Raw genomic sequence first — 14,911 nt, forward strand, 5'->3', positions numbered from 1 at the left:
GGATCTTGCGTCTCAGACGCAGTCACTTTTCGCGTCACAGACGCAGTGCGCCCGCTACCGCCGCCAGAACCGCCAACGCCAGAAGGATTCCCGACGCAAGCTTGTTGACCTTGAACATCGAGTAGGCGCCGCCCACGGCAATTCCCGCGCCGATGAACAGCAAGTAGGTGAAGAGGACGCTCACAGTGTGCCCTTCGTCGACGGCACGCCGCTCACGCGCGGATCCGGCTCGACCGCCTCACGCAGAGCTCGCGCAACGGCCTTGTACTCCGCCTCGGTGATGTGGTGCTGATCGCGGCCGTACAGAACCCGAACGTGCAGTGCGATACGTGCATTCAATGCGATCGACTCGAACACGTGGCGGTTGATCACCGCGTGATACGGAACGCCCGGGTACCCGCCGATGACGGAATGCACCATGTAGTCGGGCTCACCGGTGTGCACGCAGTACGGGCGACCGGAGACGTCGACCGACGCGTGCGCCAGCGTTTCGTCCATCGGGATGAAAGCGTCGCCGAAACGACGGATGCCCTTCTTGTCGCCGAGAGCCTGGCCGAGCGCCTGGCCGAAAACGATCGCGGTGTCCTCGACGGTGTGGTGAGCGTCGATCTCGACGTCACCCTTCGCCTTGACGTCGAGATCGAAGCTGGCGTGCGTACCCAGGGCGTTGAGCATGTGGTCGAAGAACGGAACGCCGGTGGAGACGTCGACGATGCCGGTCCCGTCCAGATTCAGTTCGACGACGATGCTTGATTCCCGAGTTGTTCGTTCGATCCGCGCGATGCGATCGCTCATGCCGTCTCTCCTGAATTCGTGTCGACCAGCTGGGTGCCTGCGATTTCGTCACTGGCCTTGATGAACGCGTCGTTCTCGGCTTCGAGTCCCACGGTGGCCCGCAGGTATCCGGGGATGCCGATGTCGCGGATGAGAACCCCGCGGTCGAGGTATTCCTTCCACGCCTGTGCACTGTCGGTGAACTGTCCGAACAAGATGAAGTTCGCGTCACTGGGAATCACTCGGAAACCGGTGTCCGCCAGCGCCTTCGACACGCGATCGCGCTCGGCGGACAAGGCGTGCACACTGCCGAGGGTCTCGTCGGCGTGACGCAGGGCGGCACGTGCCGCCGCCTGCGTGACCACCGAGAGGTGATAAGGCAAGCGCACCAATAACAGTGCGTCGATGAACGCGGGAGCGGCGGCGAGGTAGCCGAGTCGGCCACCGGCAAACGCGAAAGCCTTGCTCATGGTGCGGGTCACAACCAGCTTGGCCGGGAACTCGTCGATCAGCGTCATCGCGCTCGGGGCAGCGGAGAATTCCGCGTACGCCTCGTCCACGATCACGATGCCCGGCGCCACGTCGAGGATGCGTCGCAGTTCTGCAATGCCGACGCTGTGTCCGGTCGGGTTGTTGGGACTGGTCACGAACACGACGTCGGGTCGACGTTCCGCGATCACGGTGACGGCAGCATCCACGTCGAGTGCGAAGTCGTCCCGACGGAAGACCTCGACCCACTCGGTATCGGTACCGTCGGCGATGATCGGGTGCATCGAGTACGAGGGCACAAAACCCATCGCGCTACGTCCCGGACCTGCGAACGCCTGAAGAAGTTGCTGCAGAATCTCGTTCGATCCGTTTGCCGCCCACAGATTGTCGACGGTGACCGGTACACCTGTCTGCTTCGCCAGGTACGCAGCCAGATCCGTCCGCAACGCCACAGCGTCACGGTCGGGGTAGCGGTGCAGTTCCTTCGCGGCTTCGCGCACGGATTCGGCCACATCGTCGATGAGCGCCTGGGTCGGCGGATGCGGGTTCTCGTTCGTGTTGAGCTGAACCGGAACCGTCAACTGCGGTGCGCCGTACGCCGACTTTCCACGCAGGTTCTCGCGAATCGGAAGGGCGTCGACCGAAATCGACTCTCCAGGAGCACTACTCATCGCAGAGCCTCGAATCGCAGACGCACAGCCTCGCCGTGAGCCGGCAGATCCTCCGCATTGGCCAGCGTGATGACATGTCCGGCAACGTCTTTCAGTGCAGACTCGGAGTAGTCGATCACGTGGATTCCACGAAGGAACGTCTGCACACTCAGACCGGAGGAGTGGCGTGCACACCCGGCCGTCGGCAGAACGTGGTTGGAGCCGGCGCAGTAGTCGCCGAGACTGACCGGCGCCCACGGGCCGACGAACACGGCACCAGCGCTGGTGACCTGAGCTGCCACCCCGGTTGCATCCTCGGTCTGGATCTCGAGGTGCTCTGCCGCATACGCATTGACGACGCGCAGACCAGCGGAAACATCAGAAACGAGCACCGTGCCCGACTGGCTGCCGGTCAGTGCCGTGGTGACGCGCTCGCGATGCTTGGTGATCTCGAGCTGCGCAGCCAGAGCCTTGTCGACCGCGTCGGCCAATTCGACGCTGGTCGTGACAAGTACGCTGGCGGCCATCACGTCGTGCTCGGCCTGGCTGATGAGGTCGGCAGCAACGTGGACCGGGTCAGCGGTGTGGTCGGCGAGGATCGCGATCTCGGTGGGGCCGGCTTCTGCGTCGATGCCGACCAGTCCGCGGCACAGACGCTTGGCGGCAGTGACGTAGATGTTGCCGGGACCGGTGATGAGGTCGACCGGGACAAGCTCGGTTCCATCGGTGTCGGTTCCGCCGTAGGTAAGGAGGGCGACGCCCTGTCCGCCGCCGACGGCCCACACCTCGTCGACGCCGAGCATGGCTGCTGCGGCAAGGATGGTCGGGTGCGGCAATCCGCCGAAGTCGGCTTGGGGCGGCGAGGCGACAACAAGTGATCCGACGCCGGCCGTCTGAGCCGGCACGACGTTCATGACAACGCTGGACGGGTACACGGCATTGCCGCCGGGCACGTACAGCCCGACGCGCTCGACCGGAACCCAACGCTCGGTGACCGTGCCACCCGGAACGACCTCGGTGACGGTGTCCTTGCGACGCTGATCGGCGTGCACCTTGCGGGTGCGCTCGATCGCAACCTCGAGGGCTTCCTTGACTGCGGGGTCGAGTTCACGAAGTGCGCGCTCGAGCTCGGCTGCTGGTACACGAACCGAAGCCGGACGAACGCCGTCGAACTTCTCGCCGAATTCGAGGGCGGCTTCTGCCCCGCGATCACGGACGGCTTCGACCATCGGGCGAACCTGATGCAGTACCGCGTCCACATCCACTCCACCTCGGGGAAGCGCGGCGCGAAGTTCGGCCGTGGATGGGGTACGACCACGCAGGTCGGTGCGGGCAAGCATGAGAGTTCCTCTCGTACGCAAACGGGGTGCCTGTGCAAGCGGCAGCAAACCGGTCCGGCATCACGGGCCCTGAACAGCGCGCCTGAAACACAGAACTGATGTCAATTATCCAGGATAGGCGCACCCCGTTTTTCACCGGTCCACCTGCAACGCTCACTGCAGGTCCGGCGCCCGCCGCCGGGCGAGTTCGATCAGCTCGTCCCTTCGAGGTGTTGCCACCGAGATTTCACGGCCGTCATGCAGACGAAAGCGGACCCCGTCGCCGGGAGATGCGAGAATTACCCGCATACCTGGGCCGGTCATTCGATAACCGATTCCGGAGCCCATCCCGATATGTACTGCAGTGGCAGACACAACTTCGTCCCACCGAAATACCTGACGCAGCCCCGGAGACAGCGCGATCGACACTCGTTCGACGTCTGTGGTGATGATCACGCGCACCTTCCACATGTACGCGGCCAACCCGAAGGACAGGACCGCGGACAACACGGCGCCGACGTAGCCCGCCGAGTCGCGATCCACGATTGCCGCGAACCCGCAGACAATTACCAGGACAATTCCGAGGACGACGCACAATGCGACCGCCGACCGCCGCAGTAGTGGGCTCAGGGGAATGGACTCGTGAAATTCGCGCACAGCACCCCCCGCCTCGATCGCCGACAACCCCACCCCGAGGAATGACACCGGGAACACGACCATCCCATTACTCGCGCTTTTATAACAAACACGTCACGCACAGCTAGGGTCCAAAGTCGTGACAGACAGTGACGTGGCCACGACCGCACCTCCGGCCTTGCCGACCCCTCAGCGATCCAGCGGACCGAACCGAGCACGGATCGTTGCGATTGTCGCATCGATCCTCGGCATAGTTTTGTGCGGATCAGTGCCGTTCCTGCCGATCGAGCAGGACACCGCCGTCGTCAACTGGCCGCAGGCCGGGTCGACGACAAGCGTCGAGGCGCCATTGGTCTCGTACACACCGTTGCGCATGGAGGCATCGATTCCGTGCGCGTCGATCAGCGAGTTGGCCGCCACCGGCGGAACACTCGTCTCGACTGCACCTCCGGGTGCCCCCGATGCGCGCCGCTACGGATTTGTTGCCACCGTCTCCCCCGAATCCGCCGACGCTCCCGCTCGGGTCGACGTTGTCCTGCGTGATCAAGTGTTGCTCTCGACACCCGTTGCTGATCTGCAGACTGGATGCGCGCTCACGCTCGCCGCCGAGCCGACCCGAACCACCTTCAGCGCCACCGGTTCCGAACCGCGCGTCATCGAGGGCGACAGCCGACCACAGGTAGTCGGCGTCTTCAGCGACCTCGATTCGGCGGCAGCCGGTTTGAACGTCTCGATCGAGGCGGACTCTCGCTTCACGTCGAGCCCGTCGGTGATCAAGACTCTCGCCATGATTCTCGGGGCACTCACGGCTCTCGTGTCCCTCTTCGCGCTGCACCGCCTCGACAACCGCGACGGCCGGGGCACACGCAAATTTCTGCCCGCCCGATGGTGGAAGTTCACCGTCCTCGACGGGGTCGTCGTCGGAACTCTGGTGCTGTGGCACTTCATCGGCGCTACCACCACCGACGACGGCTACCAGTTCACGATGGCAAGAGCCTCCGAGCAATCGGGCTACATGTCCAACTACTTCCGGTGGTTCGCGGTCCCCGAAACCCCGTTCGGAACGCCGTATTACAACATCCTCGGACTCCTGGCCCACGTCAGCACCGCAAGCCCCTGGGTCCGTCTGCCTGCTCTGTTGGCAGGCATCATCACCTGGCTCGTCATCAGCCGGGAGGTTGCGCCTCGGCTGGGCGCCGCCATTCGCGGAAATCGACTCGCCCTCTGGACCGGCGCGCTTGTCTTCCTCGCTTTCTGGCTTCCGTTCAACAACGGACTGCGCCCCGAACCGATCGTTGCCCTCGGCGTGCTGCTGACCTGGTGCTCGATCGAACGCGCCGTCGCGACGAGACGACTTCTGCCGGTCGCAGTCGCGATCCTGATCGCCGGATTCACCTTGACTGCCGGCCCTTCCGGCCTCATCTGCTTTGCCGCACTCATCGCCGGAATACGCCCGATCATGCGCATCATCATCGAACGTGCGCGCACCACCGGTTACGTCGCGGCTGTCGGGCCACTGCTAGCTGCCGGACTCTCGATTCTCATCCCCGCGTTCGGCGATCAAAGTCTGGCCGCCGTCATCGAGATGCAACGCGTCCACTCGATCTCACCGAATCAGCCCTGGTTCGACGAGTACCTCCGCTATCAGTACCTCTTCAACATCTCCGTCGACGGTTCCCTGACTCGCAGATTCGGTGTGTTCATCATGGTTCTGTGCCTTGGCGTCTGCACCGCGATGATGCTGCGCAAGGGGGGCCGGATTCCCGGTTTGGCCGCCGGCCCGTCACGCCGCGTCGTGGGGCTGACGATCGGCGCACTGCCACTGCTGATGTTCTCGCCGACCAAGTGGACGCACCACTTCGGAATCTTTGCCGGACTCACCGCCGTTCTGGCGATGATGACGGCCGTCGCCGTGGGAACAAAACTCCTGCGCTCGCCGCGCAATCGGGCCCTCTTCGCGGCGGCCGTCCTGTTCCTCCTCGCGGTGGCATTCACCGGCAGCAACAGCTACTACTACGTGTCCAGCTACAGCGTTCCGTGGTGGGACAAGCCTGTGTCCATCAGCGGACTCGGCGCGAGCACCGTCCTCCTCGGGCTGACGGTGCTGATGCTCGGCGTCGCCGCGTGGTACTTCTTCCGTGAGCCGTACACCGCGGGGAAGGAACCGTCCGCGAAGCACGCTCGACTGCTTGCCATCTCGCCACTGACGGTTGCCGCAGGTGCCATGGTCCTCTTTGAGGTGCTGTCCATGGCCAAGGGCGCGGTCACCCAGTACCCGGCCTATTCGGTGGGCCGTGCAAACGTCGACGCCGTTCTCGGCCAACACTGCGGACTCGCCAACGACGTTCTGCTCGAGACCGATCCGAACGCCTCGATGCTGACGCCCCTCTCGGGCAGCGTCGCCACAGGACTGTCCGCCGGTGGGGCTACGGGATTCGATCCGAATGGCGTCGCCTCCGACCTTCGAGCAGACAAGGAAGCCACGGCTACCGGCGGCGCGAACACCGTCGACACCTCCGAGGACACCGCCGGCAACTCGGCCGGAACCGGCGGTGGCGCCGGACAGACCGGAGTCAACGGCAGTTCGGTCGCGTTGTCGTTCGGTCTCGACCCGGCGACAACACCCGTCATGGGTAGTTACGGTCAGCCCTCCCCCGGCACTCTGACCAGTGACTGGTACCAACTCCCCGACGTGGGCGAGAACGCCACACGTGGCGACATCATCTCGATTGCCGCGGCTGGTCGTGTTCGGTCCGTCGACAAGGACGGAATCGTCACCTACGGCCAGAACGTCGAGGTCGAGTACGGCACAGCGCGTGGCGTCGACGATGCCGAAACAGACGCTGTCGAAACACTCGGAAAGATCGCGCCCCTCGACATCGGCCCGGCGCCGTCATGGCGGAACCTGCGTGTGCCGTTGGATCAGATTCCCGTCGAAGCCAACAGCATTCGACTGGTCGTCAGCGACTACGACAGCAAGCCCGACCAATGGGTGGCCGTCACCCCGCCGCGGGTTCCGAAGACCCAGAAGCTCAACGACGTCGTCGGTTCACAGGCGCCCGTCATGCTGGATTGGGCTGTCGGACTGGCATTCCCATGCCAACGCCCCTTCGATCATCGGGTCGGTGTCGCCGAGGTCCCCGAGTATCGGATCCTTCCCGACCATTCCGGCGCGCTCGTGACCAGTGCCTGGCAGGACCACTACGGTGGTGGACCGTTGGGGTGGATCGATCTGCTCCTGACCGCTCAGACCATTCCGTCGTATCTCGACAACGACTGGGCTCGCGACTGGGGTTCGATCGAGAAGTACACACCGATCGATCCGAGTGCAGTACCTGCCCAGGTCGACGAAACGACCGTTCAGCGCTCCGGGACGTGGAACCCGGGATCGATGACCATGGTTTTCTGAGCGGAATTTCTGAGCGGCTGGGTCACTGAGTGACACGGTCCTGCCGCGGGCGGATCGGACGAAACGCCTGCGACTGGACACTTGTATGACTTAGTCTCCCAGGCATGGGAGCCCTGTCACGGTCTATTGCGCCTGCGCTGATGGCACTGACGTGCCTGTTCGGGGTGCTGGCCCTTCCCGCTCACGCCTCGGCTGAGGTACCGGATGACTTCCTCTGGGGCGTTGCCACCTCCGGGTTCCAATCGGAAGGTTCGTCGCCGGACAGCAACTGGTCTCGATACTCCGATTCCGGACGAACCCACGACAAGATCGGTGACTCGGTCGACTTCCGTCATCGCTACGCCGAGGACATCGACCGGGCGGCCGATCTGGGATCGAAGGTTTTCCGATTCGGCGTCGAGTGGGCGCGAGTTCAGCCCGCCGCCGGGAGCTGGAACGAGACCGAATTCGCCTACTACGACGACGTGGTAGCTCACATCCGCGCGCGGGGCATGACTCCGATGATCACACTCGACCACTGGGTGTATCCGGGATGGGTTGTCGATCAAGGCGGCTGGACAAATCCGAAGACGGAAGCCGATTGGCTGGTCAACGCAGAGAAGGTAGTCGAGCGGTACTCCGGAATCGGGGCGCTCTGGATCACGATCAACGAGCCGACTGTGTACGTTCAGCGCGAATTGACCTACGGCGGAATCGCACTCACCCAGGCGCCGTCGATGTTCGACTCATTGGTCCGAGTCCACCGGGCGATCTACGACCGCATCCATGTTCTCGATCCCGGTGCCCGCGTAAGCAGTAATTTCTCCTTCATTCCCGGCGTGTCCGAGGCGATCGATTCGGTATTCACGGATCGAGTGCGCGACAAGCTCGACTTTCTCGGCATCGACTACTACTACGGTGTGGCCCTGAACAATCCGACTGCCGCGTACGCCGCACTCGACGAGTTCTACAACGTCACGCCGCAGCCCGAAGGCCTGTACGACGCATTGATGCGGTACTCGGGCAAGTATCCGGAACTCCCCCTCTACATCGTCGAGAACGGCATGCCCACCGACAACGGAGCGCCGCGCGCCGACGGATACACACGCGCGAATCACTTACGCGATCACATCTATTGGATGGAACGCGCCCGAGAAGACGGTGCCGACGTGATCGGCTACAACTACTGGTCCATCACCGACAACTACGAATGGGGTTCGTACCGACCTCGATTCGGCCTCTACACGGTCGATGTTCTCGGCGATCCCACTGCGGCCCGAATCCCGACCGACGGCGTCGCCGCCTACCGCCGAATCATCCACGACAACGGCGTCGGAGCCGACTACGTGCCCGTCATGGCCCCGGCTTTCTGCTCGCTCGTCGATCCTCCCCGCAGCTGTACGGCTACTCGATGAGGGCCGTTTTCCGAATTTCCTCCACTCCTCGTCGTTAGGATGTCCCATGCGAACACTGCGAAATATCGCCGGAACTGCCGCTGCCACCGCTGTCCTGATCCTGGTTGCCGGAGGCGCTGCGACGGCAGCCCCGAACCCGGCCGATTCACCCCGCGAGGCGCAAGCACGCGCCTACATCGACGCCCTCGTCTCCCATGACGTCTCCGATGTTCATTTCGCCCCGGATGCGACCCGCGTCGAAGCCGGACTCAAGACGGGGTTCTCCGGACCACAGATGTCCGCCGACCTCGAAAACGGCATCCAATACCGCGTTATCCAGGGCATCCGAGACCTCGAGATGTCGGAGGCCGGGGACATCGTCTCGACCACCTACCTGCTGGACGCGGGAATCGGCGGCACTCGCCTCATGACCGTGGAGATTCGTGAAACCTTCGAAGTCCGTGACGGTCTCATCCACGACGTCGTCGCCGACATCATCCCGGTGTCTGTGTCGTGACGCGCGCCCGATAGCTACTGGGCGGTGCACCCGAGACTCGGGTGCACATCGCCGCGAAGGCAGCCGGCGTCGAGTATCCGAGTTCAGACGCAACGGCCGTCACACTGGCCCCGGCAGAAAGTTTCGGAAGCGCGTGAAGAATGCAGGCACGCTGCATCCACGACGACGCGCTCATCCCCGTTTCCGAGATCAGCAAGCGGTGCAGTGTCCGTTCACTGACGTGGAGTCGGTCAGCCCACCGCGTGGGCGAGTCATGGATCGACGGGGCTGCGAGATACTGCGCGCACAACGCCCGCAATCCCGGGTGCCGAGGCAGCGGGAGTTCCACAGGTAGGGGCGCAAGATCGCGAAGTTCGTGCAGGATCAGCTGAAATACCGCGGCGCTGCGTCCGTGTGCGGGGAAGTCGTCCTCCACATTCAGCTCGACATCCACGTCGACTGCAGCGACAAGTAACTCACGCAGGAGCGACGATACTGCGACGACTCGGCACCTGACCGGGAACCACGGCGCTGCGGACGGTTCGATGTAGAGGCTTCGCGTGCTGACGCCGTCCATTGTCACGGCATGAGCGACACCGGCTGGAATCATGACCGCATTGGACGGCAGAACCGTCCACTCACCGTCTTCGGTTTCGACGTTCATCGCACCGTTCACAGCGAAGAGAAACTGGGCTCGTCGATGTTCGTGGGCGGCCAGCACGTGACCGGGTGGGTAGTCGGTTCCGAGTGCGAGAACACCGCGGGGTGAGTGATCGACGTCGTTGATCGAGATGTTGCGCACCGGAGGAACCTACCGAGTCCGTGTCTGATTGACAATGGAACCTGGCGAACCTTCGAATGTGCGCCAGCGGAGAAATCGCTACCGTTCATCAAGTGTTTCACTACGCCCTCATCCTTCTCGCTTTCGGCGCCTTGACCGGAGTCACCACCGTTCTTTTCGGATTCGGTGGCGGGTTCGTCACTGTCCCAGTCGTTTACGCTGCATCGACGCTGAGGCCGGACGTCATCGATCCGATGCATGTCGCCGTAGCATCCTCGGCGGCCGTGATGGTGGTCAATTCACTCGGTGCCACAGTCGCATTCAGGAAGTCAGGACGGCTTCGGACGGAGTACATCAGACCTCTGATCGGCCCCGTCGCACTCGGAGCCGGGCTCGGAGCGGTTGCGGCGGGCCACGTAGACGACGGCGTCGTCCGGATTCTGTTTGTGCTCTACCTGCTGGTGACAATCCTGGACAGTCTTCTGCGACAAGGGTTTCTGACACCATCTGAACCTCGCGAACATCTTGACCGTCACGGCGTCCGCGCTGTCGGGATAGGCATCGGTGCCGTCGCAAGTTTCCTCGGAGTCGGCGGGAGCGTCATGACGGTTCCGATGATGCGACGCGGCGGAGTTCCGATGGCCGACGCCGCCGCGAGCGCCAACCCGTTGAGCTTGCCTGTCGCCGTCGTCGCGACTGCGGTGTATGCGGTCTCATCAGGGCACAGTTCAGCCTGGGATCTGTCGGCGGGCAGAGTCGGCGCTGTCGACCTTCTGGCCGTCTGTGCACTACTCGCCGGTTCCCTACCGGCGATCGCGCTGAGCCGACGAATCGTCGGTGCCATACCGGACCGAGTCCATGCCGCCGCCTACATCGCTCTACTCGGCGTCGTCACGGCAGTGATGGTGATTGCTTAGCGAACGGCGTATCGCAGATAGATGACGCCGCCGTCGAAGGTTTTCTCCTCGAGCAGCTGCAGATCAAGCCGGCTTTCCGGGAGAGCTCGCAATCCGCCACCGATATTGACCGGACACAGGAACAGTCTGACTTCATCGACCAAACCCGCCGCGAAAGCACTAACCGCAACCGTCGGTCCACCGATCGAGATATCTTGTACCGCTTCACTCTCGAGCAAACGGATGGAGTCTTCATCGAAGCTCGGGACAATCCTGGTACGTGCGGTCGACACCTCGTTCAGCGTCGTGGAGTACACGATCTTGTCGATTCCACGCCAGATCTGAGCGAACTCGGCGGTCGCCGCCTCGATACCGGCAAACTCGTCCGGAGCCGAAGGTCCTCCTGCCACCGAAGAACGCTCGAGATCCTCGGATGCCATTGTTTCCCAGGGAATCATCGTCTCGTACATCCGGCGCCCGAGCAGGTACGTGCCGACTCCCCTCTCTAGCTCGTTGACGAACGCATGGACCTGTGCGTCGGGAACCGCCCAGTCGAAGTTTCCTTGCTCATCAGCCACATACCCGTCGATCGAGCAGATCGCCGAGTAGATCAGGCTCACCATCGGTCCACGTGCAGCACGTTGTCGACCGGTTCACGGGCGGCGGGTTTGAACGTCTCGCCGGTGAAGTACGCCGTCGGGATGAGCGCAGCCTGATGGAATCCGGCCGGAATGCCCAGCAGCTCCGCAACTTCCGCTTCACGCTGCAAATGCAATGTCGTCCACGCCGTACCGAGCCCACGTGCCCGCGCGGCCAGCGCGTAACTCCACGCAGCCGGGAGTAGCGAACCCCACAGGCCGGCTTGGTTCCCCTCCGGCAGCGTCTTGCCCGCCTTGATACACGGAATGAGAAGGACCGGCACCTCACCCATGTGCTCACCGAGCCACGCGACGCTGGTGCCCACGCGTTGTTGAATCGGCGCGCGATCGGGATCATCGGCGAAGAGTTTTGCCGCCGAACCGTGAGAGGCAAGGTACTCGTCGGTGACTTCCTTGTAGATCTGCCCGACTGCTGCACGCAGTGCCGGATCGGTCACCACCATCCACTGCCAGCCCTGGCGATTCGAACCGGAGGGCGCTTGCAGGGCGATCTGGAGGCATTCCTTCACCAGGTCCAACGGCACGGGACGGGTCAGATCCAGACGCTTTCGAACGGTCCGCGTTGTGGTCAGCAATTCGTCGGGTGTCAGGTCGAGTACGGGATACGACGTCATCTCCCGATCATTGCACTGTCGCGAGCAGTGAGCAGGACTGTCCGTCTACACTTTTCTGATCCCGTGCGTGCTCGTTGTCGGGAGTATTTCCCGATCAAAGGACTTTCGACATGAGTTGGCACGTCTGGTTGGCGTTCTTCGGAGCAAGTTGGGTGATCAGCCTGTCGCCGGGGGCCGGCGCCATTGCGTCGATGTCGTCGGGACTTGCCTACGGCTTGCGACGCGGATACTGGAACATCTTCGGGCTGCAGTTGGGATTGTTGCTGCAGATCGGAATTGTCGCGGCAGGGGTCGGTGCAATTCTCGCCAGTTCGACCGTGGCCTTTTCCTTGATCAAGTGGTTCGGTGTCGCATACCTCGTCTACCTGGGGATCAGGCAGTGGCGATCGGCGCCCACCGAGGTGGAGACCGACGAGGCAGCCGCGAGCAGCTCCGGTCCGATGATGATGCTTCGCGGATTTCTCGTGAACGCGAGCAATCCGAAGGCCGTCGTTTTCATGCTCGCAGTGCTCCCGCAGTTCCTGGACCCGTCGGCGCCGCTGCTGCCGCAGTATCTGATCATCGCCGCCACGATGTGCGCAGTCGACGTGATCGTGATGACCGGATACACCGGCCTGGCCGCCCGGGTACTCACCTTGATGCGCTCCCCCAAACAGCAGCGAACCACCAATCGAGTGTTCGCCGGCCTGTTCTTCGGAGCCGCCGGCTTCCTCTCGAGCATCGGGCGTGCAGCGGCTTGACCGGTAACACGGCTCGAGAGATCACAGGCCCGCAATCAAGTTGACGACGGACGCCACGATCACCGAACCGAACAGGTACGACAGCAATGCGTGGCCGAGTGCCATCGCGCGCATGTCCGACGACTTCAAGTTGGTGTCGGAAATCGCGAAGCTCATCCCGACCGTGTACGCCACGTAGGCGAAATCGCTGTACCTCGGCGGTTCTTCCTGATTGAAATCGATTCCGCCGTCGGGGCCGGAGTAGTACAGCCGTGCATATCCGAGGGCGAAGAGCGTGTGTACCGCCAGCCACGAGATCACGACGCTGCCGACTGCAACCGATGCCGCCACTACTTGGTAGTGATGTCCGTCGGGTGCCGCCAGGAGCAGGAACGCGATACCGACCAGGCTCGCGACGGCGGCACCGAGAATCAGCAGGTGCGCGACGTTTCGGGCCGGCTCTTCGCGCGTTGCGTGGCTTGCGGTGAGCGTCGCGTCGAAGGGCCAGACCAGAATCCACGTCCACACCGTGAACACCATCGCCGCCACATCCCAGCCGATCAGAAACGCGAATCGGGGGTAGCCGACCAACGCCGTGACGACACCGGCGGCCACACCGAGCAGCAGACCCGTCGACACTCTCAGCGCCGGCCCGGCACCCAGGGCGCTCCGTGGAACCGGATTGATCGGAAGGTCGTGCGGTCGATCGTTCACGGGCTCAGTCAACCACTGTTAGAAGTGAGACGGTGGTTACGTGACACGGCGACTCAGGCGTTGCACGCACCGACTATCGGCTTGCCGTTGAATCTGTCCAGCACGTACTGCAATCCGACGCCGAAATCCGCTACGGCCGGCGCGAGGTGGTTGTTGCCGCTCCCCGGATTCACCGCAGGCAGGGTGTCGGTGAACAACGTCGCCTCGGCCCCGCGCGCGCACCAGTCCTGAACCAGGCGCTGGGTTTGCTCGTACGGGATGAAATCGTCGTTGAGCGCTCCGTTGACCAGAATCGGCGAGGCCGGGGTTCGCCACCCGATGCGTTGTTCCTCGATCACCTGTTGGATCTCCGGTACCGATTCCACCACGTCGGCGAGTGGTCGTCCGTCTGTGGTCCACGACGCCGTCGACTGCTTCCCGTACTTGGTTCGGGAATCGATGAGGCATTGCCCGGCGACGTCGGCGAGCACGGACCGGCCGTAGTCGTTGAGTCGAGATTCGATCGGCTCTCGGGCGGCGGGATAGCGGTCGAGGACGCCGTTGATCGTGTAACCGATCGCGGCCATCAGGCCGGTACCGTCGATATGACGCAGAACGCTTGCCAGGTCTGCCGGGGGCGCGCTCGCGTAACTCCCGACCAGATTCAACTCAGGCGCGTATTCGGGTGCCAGTTCGGTTGCAGCGGCAGTGGCGCCGCCGCCCTGCGAGTGGCCCCACAGCGCTATCGGATCGTCATCTCCTGCCTGCGCGAGGGCTCGGGCAGCGCGTGCACCGTCCAACATCGCATGGGCTTCCTCGGCGCGATTGACGTAGGTATGGACGCCGGGTGTTCCGAGTCCGATGTAGTCGGTGACGAATACACGAACGCCCTGGGCGAGGAAAGCAAAAGCAAAAGCTGACTCGTAGTTGACACCGACACTGTCCACACCGGCACCGTAGTTCGACGGATTCCCGGGTTCCGCCAGGCGGAGCTGACCGGCAGTGGGAAACATCCTCGACGGCGCGCACTGATCACCTTGGCCCTGCGTACCCGGACCGATCACCACCGTCGGGCGGGGGCCCGCTCCTGACCACGGGGCAGCCGGCTCCAGGTACGAGCCCGACACAGCAACCTTGGATCCGTGGGTGTCGGTACTCGAATACAGGATCCGGGTCCCCACACCAGGCACTCCGCCGACGGCACCGGCCAGAGCCAGCGGTTCCGTCCGAATCACCGAACCCGGATCACCGACGTCGCCCGGAATCGCGTCGTAGAAATCGTTCACGGGTTCGGCGTTCGACATCGGTGTGAACAGCAGCGAGGTCGGCAACAGCGCCGATACCGCAACGGCCGAAACCTTCAGTGCCGCGAGGACAACCTTCCGGGTGCTCATGGAAATCCA

General features: G+C 63.4%; 15 protein-coding genes. 5 read left to right on the top strand and 10 right to left on the bottom strand.

Annotation, left to right across the window (positions count from 1 at the left end; translation table 11 throughout):
- Window positions 1-34: 34 nt before the first annotated feature.
- The 5 genes from RA302_RS16465 to RA302_RS16485 form a co-directional block, all read right to left on the bottom strand.
- Window positions 35-184, bottom strand: a complete 150-nt coding sequence (locus RA302_RS16465; protein ID WP_007732248.1) for a hypothetical protein — start codon at window positions 182-184, stop codon at window positions 35-37.
- Window positions 181-795 (bottom strand): imidazoleglycerol-phosphate dehydratase HisB, encoded by a 615-nt coding sequence (gene hisB, locus RA302_RS16470; protein ID WP_003942383.1) that lies wholly within the window; start codon window positions 793-795, stop codon window positions 181-183. Before hisB ends, RA302_RS16465 begins: the two co-directional genes overlap by 4 nt.
- Window positions 792-1,934 carry a histidinol-phosphate transaminase gene (locus tag RA302_RS16475; RefSeq protein WP_042449556.1) on the bottom strand — a complete coding sequence of 381 codons (1,143 nt, stop codon included), beginning with the start codon at window positions 1,932-1,934 and terminating at the stop codon, window positions 792-794. The genes hisB and RA302_RS16475 overlap by 4 nt, the downstream gene beginning before the upstream one ends.
- Window positions 1,931-3,253, bottom strand: a complete 1,323-nt coding sequence (hisD, locus tag RA302_RS16480) for a histidinol dehydrogenase (protein ID WP_020908000.1) — start codon at window positions 3,251-3,253, stop codon at window positions 1,931-1,933. The genes RA302_RS16475 and hisD overlap by 4 nt, the downstream gene beginning before the upstream one ends.
- 153 nt (window positions 3,254-3,406) lie before the next feature.
- Window positions 3,407-3,952 carry a hypothetical protein gene (locus tag RA302_RS16485; protein ID WP_007732256.1) on the bottom strand — a complete coding sequence of 182 codons (546 nt, stop codon included), beginning with the start codon at window positions 3,950-3,952 and terminating at the stop codon, window positions 3,407-3,409.
- 70 nt (window positions 3,953-4,022) lie between these two features.
- Here RA302_RS16485 and RA302_RS16490 point away from each other — a divergent pair, with 70 nt between their 5' ends.
- The 3 genes from RA302_RS16490 to RA302_RS16500 all read left to right on the top strand — a co-directional run bounded on the left by RA302_RS16490 (window position 4,023) and on the right by RA302_RS16500 (window position 9,167).
- Entirely contained in the window at window positions 4,023-7,277 is a 3,255-nt protein-coding gene (locus tag RA302_RS16490) for an arabinosyltransferase domain-containing protein (protein WP_338481174.1), read from the top strand.
- A 140-nt stretch (window positions 7,278-7,417) separates the two neighbouring features.
- Window positions 7,418-8,671 (top strand): family 1 glycosylhydrolase, encoded by a 1,254-nt coding sequence (locus tag RA302_RS16495; RefSeq protein ID WP_007732259.1) that lies wholly within the window; start codon window positions 7,418-7,420, stop codon window positions 8,669-8,671.
- A 46-nt stretch (window positions 8,672-8,717) separates the two neighbouring features.
- Window positions 8,718-9,167: a hypothetical protein gene (locus RA302_RS16500; protein WP_070161672.1), complete on the top strand. Its 450-nt coding sequence runs from the start codon at window positions 8,718-8,720 to the stop codon at window positions 9,165-9,167.
- On the opposite strand, the gene RA302_RS16505 is transcribed toward RA302_RS16500, so the two are convergent.
- On the bottom strand, window positions 9,145-9,948 hold the full coding sequence (locus RA302_RS16505; RefSeq protein WP_070161670.1) for a helix-turn-helix transcriptional regulator: 804 nt from the start codon (window positions 9,946-9,948) through the stop codon (window positions 9,145-9,147). The two genes, RA302_RS16500 and RA302_RS16505, sit on opposite strands and share 23 nt — an antisense overlap.
- A gap of 92 nt (window positions 9,949-10,040) precedes the next feature.
- Between RA302_RS16505 and RA302_RS16510 the strand changes: the two genes are divergently transcribed.
- The gene (locus tag RA302_RS16510) at window positions 10,041-10,844 is read left to right on the top strand and encodes a sulfite exporter TauE/SafE family protein (protein ID WP_238704793.1); all 804 of its coding nucleotides are present in this window, start codon (window positions 10,041-10,043) and stop codon (window positions 10,842-10,844) included.
- Here the strand turns inward: RA302_RS16510 and RA302_RS16515 are convergent.
- Complete coding sequence (locus RA302_RS16515; protein WP_070161666.1) at window positions 10,841-11,446, bottom strand: dihydrofolate reductase family protein; 606 nt, start codon at window positions 11,444-11,446, stop codon at window positions 10,841-10,843. The genes RA302_RS16510 and RA302_RS16515 overlap by 4 nt on opposite strands.
- The gene (locus RA302_RS16520; protein WP_003942413.1) at window positions 11,440-12,096 is read right to left on the bottom strand and encodes a nitroreductase family protein; all 657 of its coding nucleotides are present in this window, start codon (window positions 12,094-12,096) and stop codon (window positions 11,440-11,442) included. Before RA302_RS16520 ends, RA302_RS16515 begins: the two co-directional genes overlap by 7 nt.
- Before the next feature lie 110 nt (window positions 12,097-12,206).
- On the opposite strand from RA302_RS16520, the gene RA302_RS16525 reads away from it, so the two are divergent.
- Window positions 12,207-12,836 carry a LysE family transporter gene (locus RA302_RS16525; protein ID WP_037130153.1) on the top strand — a complete coding sequence of 210 codons (630 nt, stop codon included), beginning with the start codon at window positions 12,207-12,209 and terminating at the stop codon, window positions 12,834-12,836.
- A gap of 21 nt (window positions 12,837-12,857) precedes the next feature.
- Here the strand turns inward: RA302_RS16525 and RA302_RS16530 are convergent, their stop codons facing one another.
- Both RA302_RS16530 and RA302_RS16535 read right to left on the bottom strand, forming a co-directional pair.
- The gene (locus tag RA302_RS16530) at window positions 12,858-13,529 is read right to left on the bottom strand and encodes a DUF1345 domain-containing protein (protein WP_030537075.1); all 672 of its coding nucleotides are present in this window, start codon (window positions 13,527-13,529) and stop codon (window positions 12,858-12,860) included.
- A 53-nt stretch (window positions 13,530-13,582) separates the two neighbouring features.
- The gene (locus tag RA302_RS16535; protein ID WP_070161664.1) at window positions 13,583-14,902 is read right to left on the bottom strand and encodes an alpha/beta fold hydrolase; all 1,320 of its coding nucleotides are present in this window, start codon (window positions 14,900-14,902) and stop codon (window positions 13,583-13,585) included.
- Window positions 14,903-14,911 lie beyond the last annotated feature (9 nt).

The organism is Rhodococcus sp. DN22 (genome assembly GCF_036669995.1).
Lineage (GTDB): Bacteria > Actinomycetota > Actinomycetes > Mycobacteriales > Mycobacteriaceae > Rhodococcus_F > Rhodococcus_F erythropolis.

What these genes read in the sequence shown, in the direction of transcription:
- RA302_RS16525 (WP_037130153.1), top strand. Translation starts at nt 12,207, where the DNA reads ATGAGTTGGCACGTCTGGTTGGCGTTCTTCGGAGCAAGTTGGGTGATC.
- RA302_RS16500 (WP_070161672.1), top strand. Translation starts at nt 8,718, where the DNA reads ATGCGAACACTGCGAAATATCGCCGGAACTGCCGCTGCCACCGCTGTC.
- RA302_RS16485 (WP_007732256.1), bottom strand. Translation starts at nt 3,952, where the DNA reads ATGGTCGTGTTCCCGGTGTCATTCCTCGGGGTGGGGTTGTCGGCGATC.
- RA302_RS16535 (WP_070161664.1), bottom strand. Translation starts at nt 14,902, where the DNA reads ATGAGCACCCGGAAGGTTGTCCTCGCGGCACTGAAGGTTTCGGCCGTT.
- hisD (WP_020908000.1), bottom strand. Translation starts at nt 3,253, where the DNA reads ATGCTTGCCCGCACCGACCTGCGTGGTCGTACCCCATCCACGGCCGAA.
- RA302_RS16515 (WP_070161666.1), bottom strand. Translation starts at nt 11,446, where the DNA reads ATGGTGAGCCTGATCTACTCGGCGATCTGCTCGATCGACGGGTATGTG.
- RA302_RS16520 (WP_003942413.1), bottom strand. Translation starts at nt 12,096, where the DNA reads ATGACGTCGTATCCCGTACTCGACCTGACACCCGACGAATTGCTGACC.
- RA302_RS16495 (WP_007732259.1), top strand. Translation starts at nt 7,418, where the DNA reads ATGGCACTGACGTGCCTGTTCGGGGTGCTGGCCCTTCCCGCTCACGCC.
- RA302_RS16475 (WP_042449556.1), bottom strand. Translation starts at nt 1,934, where the DNA reads ATGAGTAGTGCTCCTGGAGAGTCGATTTCGGTCGACGCCCTTCCGATT.
- hisB (WP_003942383.1), bottom strand. Translation starts at nt 795, where the DNA reads ATGAGCGATCGCATCGCGCGGATCGAACGAACAACTCGGGAATCAAGC.